Source organism: Paenibacillus sp. FSL R7-0313, from assembly GCF_037969885.1.
Taxonomy (GTDB): Bacteria; Bacillota; Bacilli; order Paenibacillales; family Paenibacillaceae; genus Paenibacillus.
In genome coordinates this window covers 5882804-5900539 of sequence record NZ_CP150219.1, presented here as the reverse complement: position 1 = coordinate 5900539, position 17736 = coordinate 5882804, and the positions used below count along the sequence as shown (strand labels likewise).

Annotated in this window: 19 protein-coding genes, 1 tRNA gene and 1 riboswitch; of the genes, 15 read left to right on the top strand and 5 right to left on the bottom strand. The window is 45.6% G+C overall.

Annotated features, from left to right (window positions below):
• The 7 genes from NSQ38_RS25585 (at position 1) to NSQ38_RS25555 (ending at position 7086) form a co-directional block, all read left to right on the top strand.
• Positions 1 to 1698, top strand: a complete 1698-nt coding sequence (locus NSQ38_RS25585; RefSeq protein ID WP_339784732.1) for an RsmB/NOP family class I SAM-dependent RNA methyltransferase — start codon at positions 1 to 3, stop codon at positions 1696 to 1698.
• A complete protein-coding gene (locus tag NSQ38_RS25580) occupies positions 1695 to 2441 on the top strand; it encodes a pseudouridine synthase (RefSeq protein ID WP_339784730.1) in 747 nt (248 codons plus the stop codon). Before NSQ38_RS25585 ends, NSQ38_RS25580 begins: the two co-directional genes overlap by 4 nt.
• 35 nt (positions 2442 to 2476) lie before the next feature.
• Positions 2477 to 2893 (top strand): hypothetical protein, encoded by a 417-nt coding sequence (locus NSQ38_RS25575; RefSeq protein WP_339784728.1) that lies wholly within the window; start codon positions 2477 to 2479, stop codon positions 2891 to 2893.
• 205 nt (positions 2894 to 3098) lie between these two features.
• The gene (locus NSQ38_RS25570) at positions 3099 to 3902 is read left to right on the top strand and encodes a Cof-type HAD-IIB family hydrolase (protein WP_339790704.1); all 804 of its coding nucleotides are present in this window, start codon (positions 3099 to 3101) and stop codon (positions 3900 to 3902) included.
• A gap of 97 nt (positions 3903 to 3999) precedes the next feature.
• The gene (locus NSQ38_RS25565; RefSeq protein ID WP_339784726.1) at positions 4000 to 5040 is read left to right on the top strand and encodes a hypothetical protein; all 1041 of its coding nucleotides are present in this window, start codon (positions 4000 to 4002) and stop codon (positions 5038 to 5040) included.
• 106 nt (positions 5041 to 5146) lie between these two features.
• The gene (locus tag NSQ38_RS25560) at positions 5147 to 5695 is read left to right on the top strand and encodes a GNAT family N-acetyltransferase (RefSeq protein ID WP_339790701.1); all 549 of its coding nucleotides are present in this window, start codon (positions 5147 to 5149) and stop codon (positions 5693 to 5695) included.
• 260 nt (positions 5696 to 5955) lie between these two features.
• The gene (locus NSQ38_RS25555) at positions 5956 to 7086 is read left to right on the top strand and encodes a glycosyltransferase family 4 protein (RefSeq protein WP_339784724.1); all 1131 of its coding nucleotides are present in this window, start codon (positions 5956 to 5958) and stop codon (positions 7084 to 7086) included.
• Between the two features lie 136 nt (positions 7087 to 7222).
• Here NSQ38_RS25555 and NSQ38_RS25550 read toward each other — a convergent pair whose 3' ends face one another.
• Positions 7223 to 8278, bottom strand: coding sequence for a hypothetical protein (locus NSQ38_RS25550; protein WP_338593654.1), 1056 nt, complete (start codon positions 8276 to 8278; stop codon positions 7223 to 7225).
• Between the two features lie 204 nt (positions 8279 to 8482).
• Here NSQ38_RS25550 and NSQ38_RS25545 point away from each other — a divergent pair, with 204 nt between their 5' ends.
• From NSQ38_RS25545 to NSQ38_RS25530, 4 genes are all read left to right on the top strand, one after another.
• Entirely contained in the window at positions 8483 to 9064 is a 582-nt protein-coding gene (locus NSQ38_RS25545) for a xanthine phosphoribosyltransferase (RefSeq protein WP_036609617.1), read from the top strand.
• Positions 9065 to 9161: 97 nt separating this feature from the next.
• Positions 9162 to 9491: a hypothetical protein gene (locus tag NSQ38_RS25540; RefSeq protein WP_036609615.1), complete on the top strand. Its 330-nt coding sequence runs from the start codon at positions 9162 to 9164 to the stop codon at positions 9489 to 9491.
• 119 nt (positions 9492 to 9610) lie between these two features.
• Positions 9611 to 9829, top strand: a complete 219-nt coding sequence (locus NSQ38_RS25535) for a hypothetical protein (RefSeq protein ID WP_307413871.1) — start codon at positions 9611 to 9613, stop codon at positions 9827 to 9829.
• A 141-nt stretch (positions 9830 to 9970) separates the two neighbouring features.
• Positions 9971 to 10300, top strand: coding sequence for a carboxymuconolactone decarboxylase family protein (locus tag NSQ38_RS25530; protein ID WP_017689352.1), 330 nt, complete (start codon positions 9971 to 9973; stop codon positions 10298 to 10300).
• Between the two features lie 69 nt (positions 10301 to 10369).
• Here NSQ38_RS25530 and NSQ38_RS25525 read toward each other — a convergent pair whose 3' ends face one another.
• Positions 10370 to 11071: a hypothetical protein gene (locus NSQ38_RS25525; RefSeq protein WP_339784722.1), complete on the bottom strand. Its 702-nt coding sequence runs from the start codon at positions 11069 to 11071 to the stop codon at positions 10370 to 10372.
• A gap of 124 nt (positions 11072 to 11195) precedes the next feature.
• Entirely contained in the window at positions 11196 to 11660 is a 465-nt protein-coding gene (locus NSQ38_RS25520; RefSeq protein ID WP_091032168.1) for a C40 family peptidase, read from the bottom strand.
• A 5-nt stretch (positions 11661 to 11665) separates the two neighbouring features.
• A riboswitch (cyclic di-AMP (ydaO/yuaA leader) is annotated at positions 11666 to 11797 on the bottom strand.
• A 419-nt stretch (positions 11798 to 12216) separates the two neighbouring features.
• Between NSQ38_RS25520 and pelA the strand changes: the two genes are divergently transcribed.
• Together pelA and NSQ38_RS25510 are read left to right on the top strand one after the other, a co-directional pair.
• Positions 12217 to 13179 (top strand): pectate lyase, encoded by a 963-nt coding sequence (gene pelA, locus NSQ38_RS25515; RefSeq protein WP_339784720.1) that lies wholly within the window; start codon positions 12217 to 12219, stop codon positions 13177 to 13179.
• Positions 13180 to 13311: 132 nt separating this feature from the next.
• A tRNA-Leu gene (locus NSQ38_RS25510) sits at positions 13312 to 13396 on the top strand.
• Between the two features lie 144 nt (positions 13397 to 13540).
• On the opposite strand, the gene NSQ38_RS25505 is transcribed toward NSQ38_RS25510, so the two are convergent.
• Entirely contained in the window at positions 13541 to 15226 is a 1686-nt protein-coding gene (locus NSQ38_RS25505) for a carbohydrate-binding protein (protein WP_338593667.1), read from the bottom strand.
• Between the two features lie 416 nt (positions 15227 to 15642).
• On the opposite strand from NSQ38_RS25505, the gene NSQ38_RS25500 reads away from it, so the two are divergent.
• A complete protein-coding gene (locus NSQ38_RS25500; protein WP_339784719.1) occupies positions 15643 to 16482 on the top strand; it encodes a divergent polysaccharide deacetylase family protein in 840 nt (279 codons plus the stop codon).
• Here NSQ38_RS25500 and NSQ38_RS25495 read toward each other — a convergent pair.
• Positions 16457 to 17200, bottom strand: coding sequence for an N-acetylmuramoyl-L-alanine amidase (locus tag NSQ38_RS25495; RefSeq protein WP_339784718.1), 744 nt, complete (start codon positions 17198 to 17200; stop codon positions 16457 to 16459). The two genes, NSQ38_RS25500 and NSQ38_RS25495, sit on opposite strands and share 26 nt — an antisense overlap.
• Positions 17201 to 17395: 195 nt before the next feature.
• Between NSQ38_RS25495 and NSQ38_RS25490 the strand changes: the two genes are divergently transcribed.
• The gene (locus NSQ38_RS25490) at positions 17396 to 17614 is read left to right on the top strand and encodes a YqzE family protein (protein ID WP_339784717.1); all 219 of its coding nucleotides are present in this window, start codon (positions 17396 to 17398) and stop codon (positions 17612 to 17614) included.
• The last annotated feature ends 122 nt before the right edge of the window (positions 17615 to 17736 follow it).

Sequence of the window (17736 nt, the reverse complement as noted above, 5' to 3'; positions counted from 1 at the left end):
ATGGGTGTAAAGTTACCTTTGATATTTGCTGAGCGAATGAAAAGTTTGCTGGGTGATGAGTTTGAACAATTTATGAAATCGTATGAACAGTCTCCCCATGCGGGACTGAGAGTGAATACGTTAAAAATATCGATGGAACAATTCGATGAGATTGCTCCGTTTGATCTAAGACCTATTCCGTGGTGTGAGACAGGATTCTATGTACCTCATGGTGTTAAACCGGGGCTGCACCCTTATTATCATGCAGGCCTGTATTATATACAGGAACCAAGTGCAATGGCTCCAGTTGAATTATTGCAGGTGGAGCCTGGAGATCGCGTGCTTGATCTGTGTGCTGCTCCGGGAGGGAAAACAACACAGATTGCTGCAAAGCTGCAAGGCAAGGGTGTACTAGTGACGAACGATATCCATGCTGAACGCACAAAAGCACTGGCCAAGAACGTGGAATTGTACGGGGTGCGGAACGCCGTTGTTTTGAATGAGTCGCCAGAGCGGATCGCAAATGCATTTCCGCATTATTTTGACAAAGTATTAATCGATGCGCCTTGTTCAGGTGAAGGTATGTTCCGCAAGGATGAAGACATGGTGAAATCGTGGGAACATCATTCGGTGGAAAAATGTGTACTCATGCAGCGCGATATTCTTGAAACTGCGGCACGATTGCTGGCTCCGGGAGGTACGATTGTATACTCGACCTGTACCTTTGCACCGGAGGAAAATGAAGCGATGATTGCGGAGTTCCTGAATGTAAACCATGATTTCGTAGTAATGGACATTCCTGATGAGACAGGGTTCGCTCCAGGACGTCCGGAATGGGTACGTCAGATGATGCCTGAGAAGGCCGATGAGACGGAAGCTGTGCTGGATCAAACGCGTGGTACCGCAAGATTGTGGCCTCACCTTTTGGAAGGGGAAGGACATTATGTCGCTGTATTACAGCATCGTGCAGGGCAAGAAGTAGAAACAGATCAACCTGGAGTAGTTAAAGAAGGAGCAATGGAGTATGGACAGGTCGTGGATGTGTCCAGGATTGAAGTAGAGGGGAACAAGGATCACTCTATTGCTGCTTCTTCAATTGCTATGACCAAGGCTGATCGCAAAAAGGAACGTTTATTGCGAATTGAATCCCGAGAGTCCCATGACAGACAGGCTGGTGGCGGCAAGAATTCGGGTAGACAGAGCAAAAAAGGTAAAGATCACGGCGGACGTAAATCGGAACGGGGTCAGGGACGTGGAGCTGATCCGGCAAGTATTGATCCGGTTGCGATCTACACTCAGTTTATGAAAGAACAATTGGAGATTGAGTTAACTGGAGAAACGGTATGTTACGGAGATCGTGTGTATCAATCCTCGGTTGGTGCAGCTCGGTTGGAGGGACTGAAAGTCATTCGACCAGGCTGGTTTATGGGAACGATCAAGAATGGAAGATTTGTCCCGTCCCACCCGCTTGCTTGTGCTCTGAATGCATCTGAAGCACGGCGAAGCGTGAATCTGTCATCTGCTGATGGCGAGGCTGTGAGGTACCTCAAGGGTGAAACGTTAAATATTGAAGAAGAACGAGTGGTGCTCAAGGCGGATACGTTTGCCAAAGGGTACGTTCTTGTATGTGTAGATGGTTATGCTGCTGGCTGGGGAAAATGGCTGGATGGTGTACTGAAGAATGAATATCCGGCAGGCTGGAGGTGGACATCGGTATGAGTGGAAAAGGCAAACAAACGTTGCGTCTGGACAAAATATTAAGCCATATGGGTGTAGGAACACGAAGTGAACTTAAAAAGATGGTGAAACAAGGCAGAATCCATGTGGACGGCAAAGCGGTGAAAGACAGTGGTGTACAGGTGAATCCCGAGGTCAACGTCATTGAAGCCGATGGCGAGCGGATTGTGTATCGGGAGATGATCTATCTGATGCTGCATAAACCTCCGGGTGTTGTGTCTGCTACCGAGGATAACAGAGATAAGACGGTACTGGATCTGCTACGCAAAGAGGATCGGGTCTTCAATCCGTTTCCTGTGGGACGACTGGATAAGGATACGGAGGGACTGCTCATTCTTACGAATGACGGTCCACTTGCCCATGATCTGTTATCTCCACGCAAGCATGTGCCCAAAACCTATGAAGCCCGTGTTCTGGGAAACGTGGATGAAGTGGATGTGCAACGTTTCAAGGCGGGCATTCAATTGGATGACGGATACGAAACGCTGCCGGCCCAACTGACTATACTTGGTCAGGAAGAAACGGAAGAAGGCATGATCTCGTCGATCTCGCTTATTATTCACGAAGGGAAGTTTCACCAGGTAAAACGTATGTTTCAGGCGGTAGGTAAGCGAGTGATTTATCTGAAACGCGTAGCCATGGGTGAGCTTGAACTAGCTTCCGATCTTGCTATCGGAAGCTATCGTGAACTAACCGCAGACGAGCTGAACCTTCTGCGGAAGTAAAAGCTCCCGTCCTTCGCAAAGCGGAGCAGGGAGTTGTGGAGGGAAGCGAAGCCCCGATACTAAACGCCGAAGGCGAAAAAGCTCCCGACCTTCACGAAGTGGAGCAGGGAGTTGTGGAGGGAAGCGAAGCCCCGATACTAAACGCCGAAGGCGAAAAAGCTCCCGACCTTCACGAAGTGGAGCAGGGAGTTGTGGAGGGAAGCGAAGCCCTGATACTAAACGCCGAAGGCGAAAAAGCTCCCGACCTTCACGAAGTGGAGCAGGGAGTTGTGGAGGGAAGCGAAGCCCCGATACTAAACGCCGAAGGCGAAAAAGCTCCCGACCTTCACGAAGTGGAGCAGGGAGTTGTGGAGGGAAGCGAAGCCCTGATACTAAACGCCGAAGGCGAGAAAGCTCCCGACCTTCACGAAGTGAAGCAGGGAGCCGGGCAGAGAGCGAAGCCCTGCCCGTAATGGTCCCGGTTAAGCTTGGGCGGGAGCGCCGCTAACCAGCGGTGTGCCCGGCAACAAGCGTTCCTACGACAACCGTGACATAGCAAGACCCGACCTAACACCGTTGCGCAAGCCGGGAGTCCAGAGGGCAGAGCCCTTTGGGGCCCTCCCTCGGAAGGGAGGGTTTGGGTGGGTGCGACTACTAACAGATGAGGATGAAGCCAGAATGACCTATAAATTAATTGCACTTGATGTAGATGGAACACTGCTGAATGATCATCATGAACTAACCGAATGGACTCAGGAGACCTTGATCCAAGCTTCCCGTCAGGGAGCAGAGATCGTTCTGTGTTCAGGTAGAGGTCCTGCCAACACGATTCCTTTTATGGAGCAGATGGGACTGGATGGATATGTGATTACACATAATGGTGCCGTAACGGCGCAAGTGGATACCCGTGAGGTGGTTCATCATTTTGCATTAGATGGACAAGGACTAGAGCCGATCATATCGTACTGTCGAGCCAATGGAGTACATTTTGACATCAATACGGCATTTGGTCTATATGTGGATCAACCGGAAGGTTTGGGTTTGCAGGTGCGTGAGATGTATTACAACTTTATGGCCGAGCCACTGAAGTTACCCAAGTGGGTTGATATGACAGAACCGCTGGCGAAATTCACTGCATTTGGACCGATCGAACAGATGGATGCAGTACTTCAGGAATGGTCTACCTGGAATCTGCCTTATTATATGACACGGAGTGGTGACTTTTTTATTGATCTGATGCATCCCGAAGCGTCCAAAGGCGCTGCGCTTAAAAGGCTTGCCGAATCGAAGGGAATCTTGCCTTCGGAGATCATGGCGATTGGTAACTACTTCAATGATATTACGATGCTGACCTTTGCGGGCAAAGGCATTGCCATGGATAACTCACCGGACGAGGTGAAAGCTGCTGCGGACGAGGTTACACTCTCGAATAACGAGCAGGGTGTGGCACACGCGATCCAAGAATATGTGTTATCCGTCTAACCTTACATCTAATATTTGAAATGCACGCTTCCCTCATAATCTACCGTCCTCAGGGGCATCCTAAGAGAATAACGTTAGGAATGGAGGAGGACGCGTGATGAAATATGATGTGGAATTGGTTGCAGACCTGCGGACATCAGGTGGAGAAGTACAGGACGTGATGGTCAATGGTCAATATGCAGGCTCACTTTTCCTTGTGTACAGAGAAGGAGATCGTTTATCAGGTAGTCTTCAGATCGAGCAGGAGTCTCTGCCAGATGATACAGAGCAACGTATCGTGGAAAAAGTGCATGCCTATGTTCGATCTCTTGCAGATGCGTTGGAAGCTGCGTATTATGAAGTGCTGGTTAGTTGTGGCTCATTACATACGGTTCTGCATATGCCTGAGTCAGAGACAGTGTGGCCGTCTGAAGAGAGGAATCATGACGAAGGCAGCTATGACGATATAGGTAGCAGTGGAAGTAAGGTAATCCCTGTTTCACAAGCCGAATCGTTTACATATGAAGATCGGGATCAGGTTCTGGAGATGGAAATGGTAAGCGCAGGACGCAGCATATCGACGTATATTTTCAATGATGTCGAAGGGCAGGAACTAGCAGAAGCTTCCTTAAAACAATATGGCGCTGATGTACAAGGTGAAATACATTGGTATGACGAGCCGGAAGAGAATCAATTGGAAGCTGCGGCAGAGTTGCTGGTCAGAGAGCTGGATGAAGATATCATCGATACGATTACGATTCGCATGTGGCATCAGGGCAACGAACTTGAAACGCTAGAGTGGGTACATCGCGATTTCTCCGAGGATTTTGAGGATACCGATGAATTGGATCTGGACGAGCTGGAGGCTGCTGAAGAAACATGTTATGTCATGTTGAAGCGTAAGGATCGGGAGTTCCGGGTATATGAGCTGTTTCTTCAGGAACGAGGTGGATTGCCTGTGGGAATAGCAACAATAGACACTTCTCATTCCGATCTGACGGGATACATTGATTACGAGGTTCCTGGTACCAGTATTCAGCGAAAGAGCCTGGTCGAAGTGTTGATGCAGGAGTTGGACAAGGAAATGGAGTTTGATACCCTGCACCTTACGATGTTGTATCGAAATCAGATTATTGATGAAGCCAGAATAGATGGGTAAAAGGCAGCTGCCTTTTACCTTTTTTTGTTCTTATTTTGACGAAAAATCCATTTCCCGGTATAGTACCATTAGTTTAAAAGAGATCAGGAAGCGGAGGAGAACAATGATGCACTCATTCAAGATTAGTAGCGAATATATTAACGATGGTTTTCAAGCGGTTCAGGCGAAGCCGGAAGACACGGAGGATGTGATGTCCCTGCTGGTGGAGACAGCCGAATGGTTACAAAGCCAAGGTTCTTCCCAATGGAATGCTTTGCTTAAAGGTGAAGATTCACATGATACGGCAGGGGCGATTCGGCGTGGGGATGTGTTTGTATTTAAAAAAGGAGCGGACGTAGCGGGGATGGTCATCCTTTTGGTTCAGCCAAGCCCTTGGGATATTCATCTTTGGGGTTCAAAAGCTCATGCCGAGGATGGTGCGATTTATCTGCATCGGCTAGCGATTCGAAGAAAATATGCTCAGAGCGGTCTGGGACGGTCCATTTTGCAATGGTCCAGCAGTGGCATACATTTTGAAGGCAAACATACTTTTCGGTTAGATTGCGGAGCGAGCAATGCTACGTTGAACGCCTTTTACGCGCGGAATGGGTATACTTTTTTGGGAGAGACCGATGGTTACAGTACATATGAGAAGCCCGTGGAGCTACTGAGCTGAGAATTCTGACTACCCAATGAATATGTTGACAACAAACGCGAGCGGTTAACTGCTGAATTAAAGCTTTTGCTTCTGAGAGGCACGTTTCATGAATATGTTGTATATACGAGTTGGTGAACAAAAGCTTGGTCAGTTTAGCTTTGATTGAGCGGTTTAAATAGCCAAAAGTTTGCACTATCTTACGTAATATAGATGTTCCGGCTTCCCTATGTCATAATGGATAGTAGATCAGTACGTAAGTGGAAAGGGGGAAACTAACAGTGAAATTGCTGCAGGCGCTTTTCTTTCCTCCGGAGCAGCCCGGAGGTGTATCCTCTATGATTCCGTATATGCAAGAGAGATTTACAACCCCGAGGTGGGAAATGGATCTGTTCTCGTTGCCAAAACGAATTCGCAACAAGGGCAGAGAGGAAGTTCAGTTCGAAACGTTTGACTGGACGGAATATCAGGATAGTCCTGTTGTCCAAAAATATATTCAAACTTATCGTGATTATCTATGGTGGACCAAACTGCGTATTCAGAAGCCCTATGATCTGATCCATGCCCACCACCCAATTGCAGGACTTGCGATGAAAACGGTTTTCCCGGATACACCCCTCATTCAGACGATTCACTCCAGTTATGAACGAGAATTAATCCTTAATGGACGCATTGAAACGGATGGACCCGAGCATCGATTCCTGCTTGCGATATATGGTGAGCTGGAACACCAGGCAGAGCGTCTCTTAACGGTGTCGGATTCGTTCCGTCGTTATCTGGCTCCCTACGTAAAGGAACCTGATGTCATCGGTGTGATTCCCAATGGATTTGATGAGAAGCGGTTTAAGCCGATTCCTCATGATAATGCGATACCACAACTGGTCACGGTATGTCGGCTTGTTCCGGCGAAAGGGTTGGATATTCTTTTCAAAGCTTGTGCGGAACTGAAGGGCCGAGGTCATGATTATGTGTTACATATTATTGGAGATGGACCGATTCGTCCTGATCTGGAAGAATTGGCGCAGCGATTGGGGATCTATAATGAGACCATCTTCTATGGTTACACGCTGCACCCTGAGGAATTCATGCCATTCTTTGATGTTTTTGTACTTCCTTCACGGGCAGAAGCATTTGGTTCCGTCTTCGCTGAAGCGGCGCTGAGTTGTCTTGCCCTTGTGGGTACGGATGTAGGTGGTATACCGGAACAGATCGAGAACGGTAGCAATGGGTTGCTTGTACCGGCAGAAGATCCTTCTGCACTGGCTGAAGCACTTGAAAAGGTGATGCTGGACCCGGCTTATCGTTATGAACTTGCCCGTTCAGCGTGTGAAAAAGCCAAGACACATTACTCGCTCGGCAGATCGGTCAATGAGTTGAAAAAGATGTATCTACAGTTTCCTAGCCAAGCCTAAAACGTAGAGCAAAAAGTGCGAGCCGCTGTGATAAACAGCGGCTTTTTGTCATGTTTAACGAAAGAGTACCCGCGGTGACTTGTGGTTATAAGGCAAACGAATGCTCATATTCATGAAGTACATGGACCGTGAGATTTCATATATTGTTGCGTTTACGAAAGGTGCCCCAGCGGTTCAGTACCAATTTGGCAGCCCAGATTAATGCCATACTTCCAAAGATGGGGTAAAGGATGGACAGCAGGGAACTGAATCCAAACTGACTGAGTGAGTAACACAACAGCATAATGGTTAATGTAATGAAACGGGGGTGGACGCGTATATGTTGTCTGAGTTGCAAGGTCATTCCATAGATATCGGCTACAAAGGTACTGAATATTTCCATGAAAATAAGGGATACATATACAGATTGCACTGCCCATCCAAGTTGAAAGGCAATGCTACCCATCGGGATTTCGAATTGAATGATGCCGGGCATCTGAGCCGACATGGCAAAATGAGCTGCCATCAGCATGAAACCAACACCAATTCCACCCAATACTCCACCCCATTTCAGCACACTCCGACTACGAATCTGGTTACCTACAGGCACAAGAACAGCTTGAGCCAACACCAGATTGAATGAAGTATACAACAGTGGAGACAGCCACACTTGAACAGGGTTTGAGTCTGTCGTCAGTGTGATGAATCGGGAAGCGCCTGGATGATGGATGGTACTGGTGATCATGAGCAGAGATAACAGGAGCATCATGGGCACGACGATGCTATTCATTTGTAGGATGGCCTGAATGCCTCGACCGAGAAGCAGATATGTCCCTACAAGTGTGACGATCAGACCTGTCTGATAATGCAAACCCAGATGTTCGACAAAAACGGAACCTGCTCCGGCAAGCATGACACTGTTCACGCCAATGAGAATGAGAAGGGTCACCCAGGTGATCCATTTTCCCGCCTTGTGGCCGAATAAATGTTTGTTCAGATCCTCATAAGAGCGGGACCCGGTATCGTGAGCGATCAGCATCATTTTGGTACCTAACCAGACAAAGAGCATGGTAGATAAGCCTATGGTGATGGTGGCCCATTTGCCATACTGGGTAAAAAACTGCAAAATTTCCTGCCCTGTAGCGAAGCCGGCTCCGACAACCGTTCCGATGTATGTAAATGCGATCTGCAGCACCCGAAATGCCTGTTTCATGTGTTTCCCCTCTCAGGCCCCTGTATAGTTTGGACATGCGGGTACCATGGTACAAGGTATGCTTGACCCACGAAAGTCATGACAATCGATAATGAGCTTTGGCTTGAATTGCGTCTCAAGGACAGCGCCCAGGCAATTTCGCTTGAACTTATAGATAGATATATGATACTTTTACCTCATAGGATAGGCTTGGGAGGTCAAATCATGGAATTATTGAAACAACGAATTTTACAAGAAGGTGTGGTTATCTCGGATCAAGTATTAAAGCTGGATGGTCTGTTGAACCACCAGATTGATCCTGCATTAACGATGGAGATGGGACGTGAGTTCGCTGCCCGTTTTCGTGAAAGTGGAGTGACTCGGGTAATTACGGTAGAATCCTCAGGGATTCCGGTTGCTTTTGCCGCAGCCTATGAACTTGGGGTGCCCCTTGTATTCGCCCGTCGCAAAAAAACACTTCTGGCTGATCCTGATGCTTACTGTGAACGCGTACCGTCCTTTACCAAAGGAATTGTAACTGACATTATGGTATCCCGCGAGTTCATCCATGAGAATGACCGTATTTTGTTCATTGATGATATCATTGCCAATGGAGATGCCGCTCGTGGCGTCATCAAAATTATCGAGCGTTCCGGTGCGGAACTCGTCGGATTCGGCGTTGTGGTCGAGAAAAGTTTCCAGGCAGGGGCACGCACGATTCGTGAACAGGGTATTCCGGTGGAAGCCTTGGTACGCATTCGTTCCCTGAACGATGGTACGGTACAATTTGACGATAACGAAATGTGACATTTTAAAGGAATAGGGCCTATTTTTTGAACTATGCCTTTGCATGACCGCGGATTTCATTTATAATGGGGTTATGTTAGGGAGAGGAGGCAACACCATGGGGAACCAACCGGCAACAGAACAATTTTTTAATGATAAGCTGGCGGAATCGAAAGTTCATTTTGAACGTGCCCTGGATTGTAAACATACGGAATTCGATGACCTTTATCCCTATATGATTGAACATCCTCAATTTTTCTGGTACAAACGCTATGTTGCCTGGTCAGAATTACTGACGATTGTAGGCTTGTGCGAAGAGTTGTCCTTCTCTTGGAAAGAACAATTTACACCGCATCAAGTGGAGTACCTTGAAGAACGTGTGATGTCCGCCAAAGTGCTTGATTTTTGGTTCGAGAAGAACGACAGCAAAGAGCACGCGCAGCGGTAACTTTCAGTCGGGACATAATTTCGAATGACATGACAGTCCAATACAGTCACGTGAGACCTAAATGACATTTCATTTAGGTCTCTTTTTGTAAATAAATTTGGAATATAGGAGCCATGAAGATGATCAGTGATACAGAACTGGACGCCCTGCGTCTGTCAGGTGAGAAAGTAAGAGTAGTACGGGACGAGCTGGAATCTAACGATGTAACCGGGATTGTTGTTGCCTGGGATGGCGAGCAGGTACTTATCCGTCGTCAGAATCGACGTGTCGTCAAGCTGGATCGCGGTTACCGATATCAGCTGTTCAGCGAGCCGCGCCAGAGTCCACTTAGTGAGTAACAGTTTATAATTATGGCAGAGCCATGAGCGTTAAATGTTTGGAATTACCATGATTTGTTGGCATAATTGACTCACTCGGGAGAGAAGATAGGTACAGTGAGGAAGATCTGTAACTATAGCCGAGAGGGTGTGCTACAAGCGATGACATTGATGAATGATAAAGTTCATGCCTACAAGGATCAGATTGGAGCATTAAGCGATGTACTGCCAGGTGTGGTGAAGTCATATCATGAGTTTACGGGAGAATGTTTCCAACCTGGCGTGATTGATGCCAAGACAAAACAGCTCATTGCGCTCGGCATTGGATTGTTTGCCAACAATGAGGTATGTACTTTCTACCATGTAGAAGAAGCCCGTGCCAAGGGCGCTACAGATCAGGAGATCATGGAGACCGTAGCCGTGGCCGGAGCTGTAGGAGGCGGACATGCTCTGTCTCAGGGCGCGATGCGAGTGCAGAAGGCGCTACATTAATATAAAAAAACATTGTGAAAAAGTAACAGGGTTATACTTCCCTTCAATATGGGAGTATAACCCTGTTTTTTAAAGATCGTTTTTACTTTCTTTACTGTTTGCTTTTTTATTATACTTGTCCACATCAGCAAATTTCTCCATAACGGAGTAGTTTGCTGTATAGTTTATTGTGGAGTACCGTTCAGGAAGAAATTCAATCTTAGAGCGATCAGTATCCCAGAGATATATAATGGAATTATCGAAGGTCTTGCTTCCAGGCTGACCATATTTATTCGTTAGCTCTTCCAGAATTTCATCAGAATCCTGACTATTTAACATGCCAAAATAATATGTGGCCTCGTGGAGCAAGAAGTCATCTAATGGATATTCATCTGCTGCATTTTCCATTTCTTCAAGGCGCTGGTCCATTATTTTGTATATCTCTTCTTTCCTTGTTTCTGTTGTATTGGGGTTATTTAATTCCTCTGATAATTCCTTTCCTTCTTCCATCATTTCCAGAATGCTATCATTGTCTAATAAATCAGTGAAAACGTATTTAGCATCTGCTTTCTTACCCAGAACTACAAGATTAGAATATTCGATACTTTTCTCATGTTCATTATGTACGTCCTCTTCATAACCTGAGTTACCGTTCTTTTCTTCAGTTGAAATGACTTTGTCGATCTTGGTACCCCATGAAACATCTCTAAAATCTTTTTCGTTCTCGCTACTGCATCCTAAACTACCTATTACTAAAATAGCAAAACTTAAAACAAACATTAACTTTTTCAATTGTTCTCCTCATCTCCTTTTATTTCCTAAAACATTTTACATTGTTTAAGAAAGCAGTTGAAGACAAAAAATGGTTAAACAAAAAAGGCATCCGGTTAATAACCGATGCCTTTTTGTATGTGAATTACATTTTACCCAACATTTTATCATACATAAACTGTCCAGTTACCCGACGTGCTGTTACATAGCGGTCATTGAAGTATGGATTCGATAACTTTGTGATGCTTACACCTTTACTGCTGGAGGCATGAGCGAATTGTCCGCCGCCGATATATACACCTGTATGTGAAATGCCTTTGCCTGTTGTATTAAAGAACACCAGATCACCTGTCCGAACATTACTTTTGGCTACCGGAGTACCTGCTTTGGCTTGCTGCTGAGAAGTACGTGGCAATTCAATGCTGTATTTGTTGAAAAGATATCTCATAAAACCAGAACAGTCAAAGCCGGCTACAGTCGTGCCACCCCATTTGTAAGGAATACCTGTCATGTTGTTCACTACGGAGTTGATACTGCTTGCCTCTGTGCTTGTTGCCCCGGATGTAAATAATACAGCTGCTCCAAAAATGGAGATAATCAGTTTTTTCAAAATCAATGTTCTCCCTTCGATGCCTACGGAGTTAGCTAAGGGTTCGGTAGAAGGTTCCCTATATTTCCTATGTATAAGAATAATTCACCCAAATTGGTTCCCCCGTTTTCAAACATGAAACTCGGCAATGAATAATTAAGTTTTTGTAACTATTTGAAACTATATTGCATAAATGCGTAATTGTCAAACCCATTTAAAACCCTTCGTAATACCTCAATGTTAGCGGAATTAAGGTTTTTATATGAAAGAAGGGATTAAGTTTGGGTATCATTCATGACAAAAACGTCATTATTGATTCGTTTAAGACGAATTTGGATAAATAAATAGGTTTGTCATGAGTTAAAAGAACTATCCCGTTATGTAGAATTAGAGAGATTATATTCATTAAGTTGCATATATTGACAAAAATCGATTTTTTGCATATTATCTGATTATCCAATCCACATATTGGATTAAAATTGATTTTATTATGCGATAAATACAAATAAAGGAGGTTTGGGGACGCTTATCATAGGTAAAGTAGAAGTGGCAGATTTATAAAAACGAACATAGGAGAGTGTTACATTTGAAAGCGAAGAAAATAATTACTTTTGTCCTGGCATGTACGATGGTGTTCTCAGCAGTTGGAATGGCAGTTCTCCCTGTAGGGACGGTATCTGCTGCGGATGCATCGGGTACTACAGCGAGTATTTCAGATGTTTTGAAGAACCAGCTGCCGGATGGAGGTTGGAGAAAAGATTATAAACAGACAAGTGGAGAGTGGGCGAAGTCCACGATAGACAACAAGGCTACATACTCAGAAATTAGAAGATTGGCGAAGGAATTTAAAAAGACGAATGATCCGCGATACTCCACAGCTGCAATCAAAGGAATTAACTTTTTGATCAACATGCAGTATTCAAACGGCGGATGGCCACAAGTTTACCAAAGCTCTGGATATCACAAGCATATCACTTACAATGATGATGCCATGATTAATGTAATGATCATGTTGGATGAAGTAGCGGCACGCAAAGGTGATTTCTCATTTATCGACAGCACACTTGCTAATCGCAGTAAAAATTCAGTTGCCAAAGGTGTGGAGGCGATTCTGAATACACAAGTCGTTTCAGGTGGTAAGCTGACAGCATGGGGACAACAACATGATTCCAGTTCCCTTAAACCAGCGAGCGCAAGAATCTACGAAGTGCCATCGCTGACAGCTGGAGAGAGTGTAACGATTGTTAAATTTCTGAAAACCAGACCTGCTAACGCTAAAATTACCGCATCCATTAAAGGAGCGGAGGCTTGGTTTAACAAGGTGAAAATTACGGGTTACAAGTATGAAAGAGCTAATGGAGATAGTAAAATTATCGCTGATTCCAAAGCTGCACCGATTTGGGCACGCTTCTATGAGATCGGAACAGATAAACCAATCTTTATTGGTCGTGACGGGGTAGTTAAATACAAATTAAGTGATATTGATAAAGAAAGAAGAGGCGGTTATGCATGGTATGGCAACTGGCCTTCCAAGCTTTAATTTGTAGTTAAAGGTAAAGCCCGAATCGACGTCTGGTTCGGGTTTTATTGTTATTATTTTCAGTGTTGACATGATAGATTCCGCATGATATATTATTTATTGTCGCCGATATTGATGGTGGAGATACAATATGCGGTCGTGGCGGAATTGGCAGACGCGCACGGTTCAGGTCCGTGTGGGCTAACCCCCCGTGGAGGTTCGAGTCCTCTCGACCGCATCTAAAAAAAAGACTCCTTAAGCTAACGCTTAAGGAGTCTTTTTTGCATTTTTTGATATAACACTAACTTTAGACTTGAGTATCCAAGAGGTTAGTGCTTAGCTGCATGTACAGCAAATGTCTTCCATCAGCCCTAAGGAACGTTTATTGCGCTGCGGTAACATTAATGCTGTCAATATTCGGTCCTTCCGATCCGGTGGTAACCACTTTCAATGTATTGGTCCCCGTGTTCATGGGGACCTGTATTGTTTTTTCAACCCAAGTGGACCAGCTTCCCGTAGCCGGAAAGGGCTCGTTGCTGATAACTTTGGTTCCGTTAACAAAAATGTCGAGGTTCCGTGTTCCACTTTCCAGCGCATAACGAAACTTTACGTTTTTGGTACCTGTTGTAGCATTATTAATGCCGTTCCATTGAATGGCTGAACCAGTCATCGCATTGAAGTTAACATACCCGGAGCCAGTGTAACCGGGGTAGATTGTTTCAATGGCAGCTTCCGTAAGTGATGTTCCGGTCTCAGCTTCATACGTAGTGCCACTGCCTGTATTCCCGCCGCTATTTCCGCCAGTAATGTTGGCAACAAATGTTGTTACGCTCTGAGGCGGGAGCTGTGCCGTGAAGGCTCCATTGGATACGGTAAGCGGGGTTCCGCTTGCCAGGTTCCGACTGCTGTCCGTAATCCATGAGGACACAGTGGAGGCATTACCATTCTGCAGAACGAATTTTTGGCTTGTGGCTGAAGTTCCACGGTTAATCGCCACGACGACGACTTTGTTATCACCTTTGTAGGCTGAGACAAAGGTGTTCGTATCCGGATTTTTCGTTGCGTCGACTCGCAGGTAGCCTGGACGCACGAATTTGGAGAAATGAGCCATATTATATCCGCGTTTGCTTATGGTACCGTCCTCTTTCATCGGACCATACTGTCTGCGGATGTACCACCACACATAGGCCTGGAAATCACCTTCTACCATGGCATTGTGCATGTGATAGGAAACGTCCAGTGCTTCAGGCCAGCGGTCTGCTGAGTTGTTGTCACTATTCGGAACGTACACCTCAGTCATCCACAGTTCTTTACCGGCTCCTTTTTGCTTAAAGAGAGGGTAGGCAAAGTTCGAAATTTGGGTTCCGTACGTATGTGCTCCCAGAATGTCCATGTTGGCAAGTGCCTGCGGATCATTCAGGATTGGGTCGGATATGTTCTTTAAGTACTGGAACGATTCAGGCGCCATGACTTTGGTACCTTGAATGGACCCGGCATTTTCTTTCATGAATCGAAGGATCTCTTGTGGAGTCCACCAGGTCCAGTCATGAGCATAATCCGGTTCATTTTGCACAGAAATGGCATACAGATCTACGCCGTTATTTTTCATGTAGGTTACAAAGTCGTTCAGATGTTGCGCATATGCGGCATATTTGTCGTATTTCAAACGTTTGGCATTGGTGTCCCCATTGCGGTTGAATGTTTCAACCATGCTGCTTGGAGGATTCCATGGGGATGCAAATACGATAGCCCCTTTTTCAATAGCCCGTTTGGCTGTGGCAACTTCACGATACCAGTTATTAGAATCTGGATCGACGTAGATCCTGAGAATTGAAAAGCCTAACTGATTCTGGTCATTACCAAATGCAGTTTCACGTTGAGCGGGAGTCAGATCACCAATCCAGGCAGGAAGGTTAATGCCCCCAAAGCCCTTGATCAGTTGTTTTTCTGAGGACAAATTAATGTTGGCATCACTTGCCGCCGAAACTTGTGTAGGACTTAACATGAGGGGCAGAGCTGTTAAGCAGGCCAATAAAACATTGATCGTCTTTTTGAATTTGAATTTCACTACTTTCATCCTCCTCGATAATGGTAAATGGTTACATAGAGAAACCGCGACCAGGAAAACAAACAAGAATAGCGGATTGACTGGCATTTATTTTATGTAAACCCTTTCAAAACCTCCTTCCATAAATCATAGGATAGAAATGAAGCATAGAACCTCTTTCATTTGTTGATTCTACTAAATAATTCCTAAACTGAAAACCTGACAAATTACAGTATTTTTTCTAATTAATCTCTATTTTCTAACTATTCAATGACAGTTCTTGTCTGATTGCAAAAGGAAAACTGGAATGATGGCGGTGTTTGCTTGAAATACAGGTCTCCAATGGCGGGGATATTGTTATTAAGGAAGGCTTTGGCTTACATATTCCTCCCTTCATTATCAAACAATGAGATCACAGAAGTTACGGGGAGGGAATCATGATGAAGGGACAGAGAAAGATTTATCGATTCATTGCAGGTATCATGGCATTTTTGATTGTGTTTTGCGCAGGCATATCGGCAGGAGGGCCTACAGCGGCAGCTTCAGAGTCTACATCGAATCACAAACGGTTAGCGATTATCATCGATGATGTTGGTAATGACATGAAGGGTACGGCAGAGATCTTGGCGATGCCAGTTAAACTAACGGTAGCGGTCATGCCTTTTTTGCCAACAACGAAGAAAGATGCGATGGCTGCACATGAAAAGGGGATGGATGTGATTGTGCACATGCCCATGGAACCCAAGAAAGGACGAGCTGAATGGCTGGGCCCGGGTGCAATCACATCCAATCTAACAGATGAAGAAGTCCGCTCACGAGTGGAGAAAGCGATTGATGATGTGCCCCACGCAATTGGCATGAACAATCATATGGGTTCCAAAATTACTTCGGACAAACGCATCATGTCAATTGTGCTCGATGTATGCAAGGAGAGGGGCCTCTTTTTTGTAGACAGCCGTACGAACTTTCGCTCCGTGGTGGGTGAACTGGCCGTATCCAAAAATATGCCACCTGTAGGTAATGACATTTTCCTGGATGATCAAAACTCCAAACAACACATTCGCAAGCAAATGGATTTGGCTGCTCAGCGTGCGATCGACAAGGATATCTGTGTTGTTATTGGTCATGTCGGTCATTCGGGGATGAACACATCCGCAGTGATTCGTGAGTCCGTCGCCCGTCTGCAAAATCAGGTTCAATTTGTAGGAATCGGTGATCTGGTTCGAGATGTGTGGCAATGGCATTCTGCTCCTACACTACCGACAGATAATAAATAATGCCATTGGCAATAGATTGGGCGATTCGTTTTTGCTCAGCGGGGTCACTCATTCTGGCTCGATCTGCCGCATTGCTCAAAAATCCAGTTTCGACGATGACGGCAGGTTGCTTCACGTAATTCAATAAATAAAAGGGCTTGCCCCATACGACCCCGTGCTCCGTTCCGTACAACTTGTTCATAGCGTCCTGAATGGATTGGGCCAGCAAATAACTCCTGCCTTCTTTCTGGTGCAATACCACCGGGCCGTGTGCGGCCGATCGGGGACTCCAGTTGGCATGGATGCTGACCACAATATCTGTACTTACTTCTTCGCTAAGGCTTTTACGTTGGGCAAGATCCCTGGTATGACGGGAGCGGCTGTTCAGCCAGCGGTTCTCATCACTAAGTGCATAATCACCAAGTCGATTGATGATAACGGCATAACCTTTGCTGCGAAGCAGGAGATAGACCTTTTCGCTAATGGCCAGGTTGATATCTTTTTCCAGCACACCTTGGGCTGATGTACCACCGTCAATACCGCCATGGCCTACATCGAGCAGGATAACGGGTGCTGCAAAGGCATGATGACTTGAGCGATAAGCATCTCCATCGGTCACCGGCAGCATGGATGGACTGTTCTGGGACGGGGCTGCTTTTCCATAAGCGACATGGGGCAGCATGGGTAGGCAATGGATGCTGAGTAGCAAGGCTACCGAAGCGGTCAGCAGCTTATACATGGGAATACACACTCCTTCATGAAATAGGTATCGAATGCAGATTAATGACTCTATGGATACCTTTGGCATTAGACTGTGCATTCTGAGGTTTTTCATACTCCTTTCAATAAAAAAATGTTTAACCATAACACATCTTGCACACAATAGAACTATCGTAAGCTCCGCTAATGTGCAGGAGCGAAGGAGGCAGATGTTATGGCCAAAAGTGATGAATTGGTAAAATACATTACGCAGCGTGTTGTTCATTATATCGATACACCGAAGGACGAGCGGAAAGGTCGCGCCAAAAGGAAAGAACCATGGGCGATGAAGTGGTTTGGCATGATTCCGTTTGCTGTATCTCTGTGGGTGGGGAAAAAGGAAAAAGAATTGGACACCCAGTCTCATAAACGAAGTTCTTCGGGCAAAGGGTAACGATCGCTCACCTACTTCACTCAGCGAGTTTTAAGACACGCCCTAATGTAAAACCAAAAGACGCAATCCCTTTATTTCATGGGAAGGCGTCTTATTTGTTGTGGAGAGTTATAGTTTTAACG

Excerpts from the sequence above, each read along its gene's own strand:
- NSQ38_RS25570 (WP_339790704.1), top strand. The coding sequence starts at position 3,099 with ATGACCTATAAATTAATTGCACTTGATGTAGATGGAACACTGCTGAAT.
- NSQ38_RS25585 (WP_339784732.1), top strand. The coding sequence starts at position 1 with ATGGGTGTAAAGTTACCTTTGATATTTGCTGAGCGAATGAAAAGTTTG.
- NSQ38_RS25580 (WP_339784730.1), top strand. The coding sequence starts at position 1,695 with ATGAGTGGAAAAGGCAAACAAACGTTGCGTCTGGACAAAATATTAAGC.
- NSQ38_RS25560 (WP_339790701.1), top strand. The coding sequence starts at position 5,147 with ATGCACTCATTCAAGATTAGTAGCGAATATATTAACGATGGTTTTCAA.
- NSQ38_RS25565 (WP_339784726.1), top strand. The coding sequence starts at position 4,000 with ATGAAATATGATGTGGAATTGGTTGCAGACCTGCGGACATCAGGTGGA.
- NSQ38_RS25545 (WP_036609617.1), top strand. The coding sequence starts at position 8,483 with ATGGAATTATTGAAACAACGAATTTTACAAGAAGGTGTGGTTATCTCG.
- NSQ38_RS25550 (WP_338593654.1), bottom strand. The coding sequence starts at position 8,278 with ATGAAACAGGCATTTCGGGTGCTGCAGATCGCATTTACATACATCGGA.
- NSQ38_RS25495 (WP_339784718.1), bottom strand. The coding sequence starts at position 17,200 with ATGTATAAGCTGCTGACCGCTTCGGTAGCCTTGCTACTCAGCATCCAT.
- NSQ38_RS25530 (WP_017689352.1), top strand. The coding sequence starts at position 9,971 with ATGACATTGATGAATGATAAAGTTCATGCCTACAAGGATCAGATTGGA.
- NSQ38_RS25500 (WP_339784719.1), top strand. The coding sequence starts at position 15,643 with ATGATGAAGGGACAGAGAAAGATTTATCGATTCATTGCAGGTATCATG.
- NSQ38_RS25490 (WP_339784717.1), top strand. The coding sequence starts at position 17,396 with ATGGCCAAAAGTGATGAATTGGTAAAATACATTACGCAGCGTGTTGTT.
- NSQ38_RS25535 (WP_307413871.1), top strand. The coding sequence starts at position 9,611 with ATGATCAGTGATACAGAACTGGACGCCCTGCGTCTGTCAGGTGAGAAA.
- NSQ38_RS25540 (WP_036609615.1), top strand. The coding sequence starts at position 9,162 with ATGGGGAACCAACCGGCAACAGAACAATTTTTTAATGATAAGCTGGCG.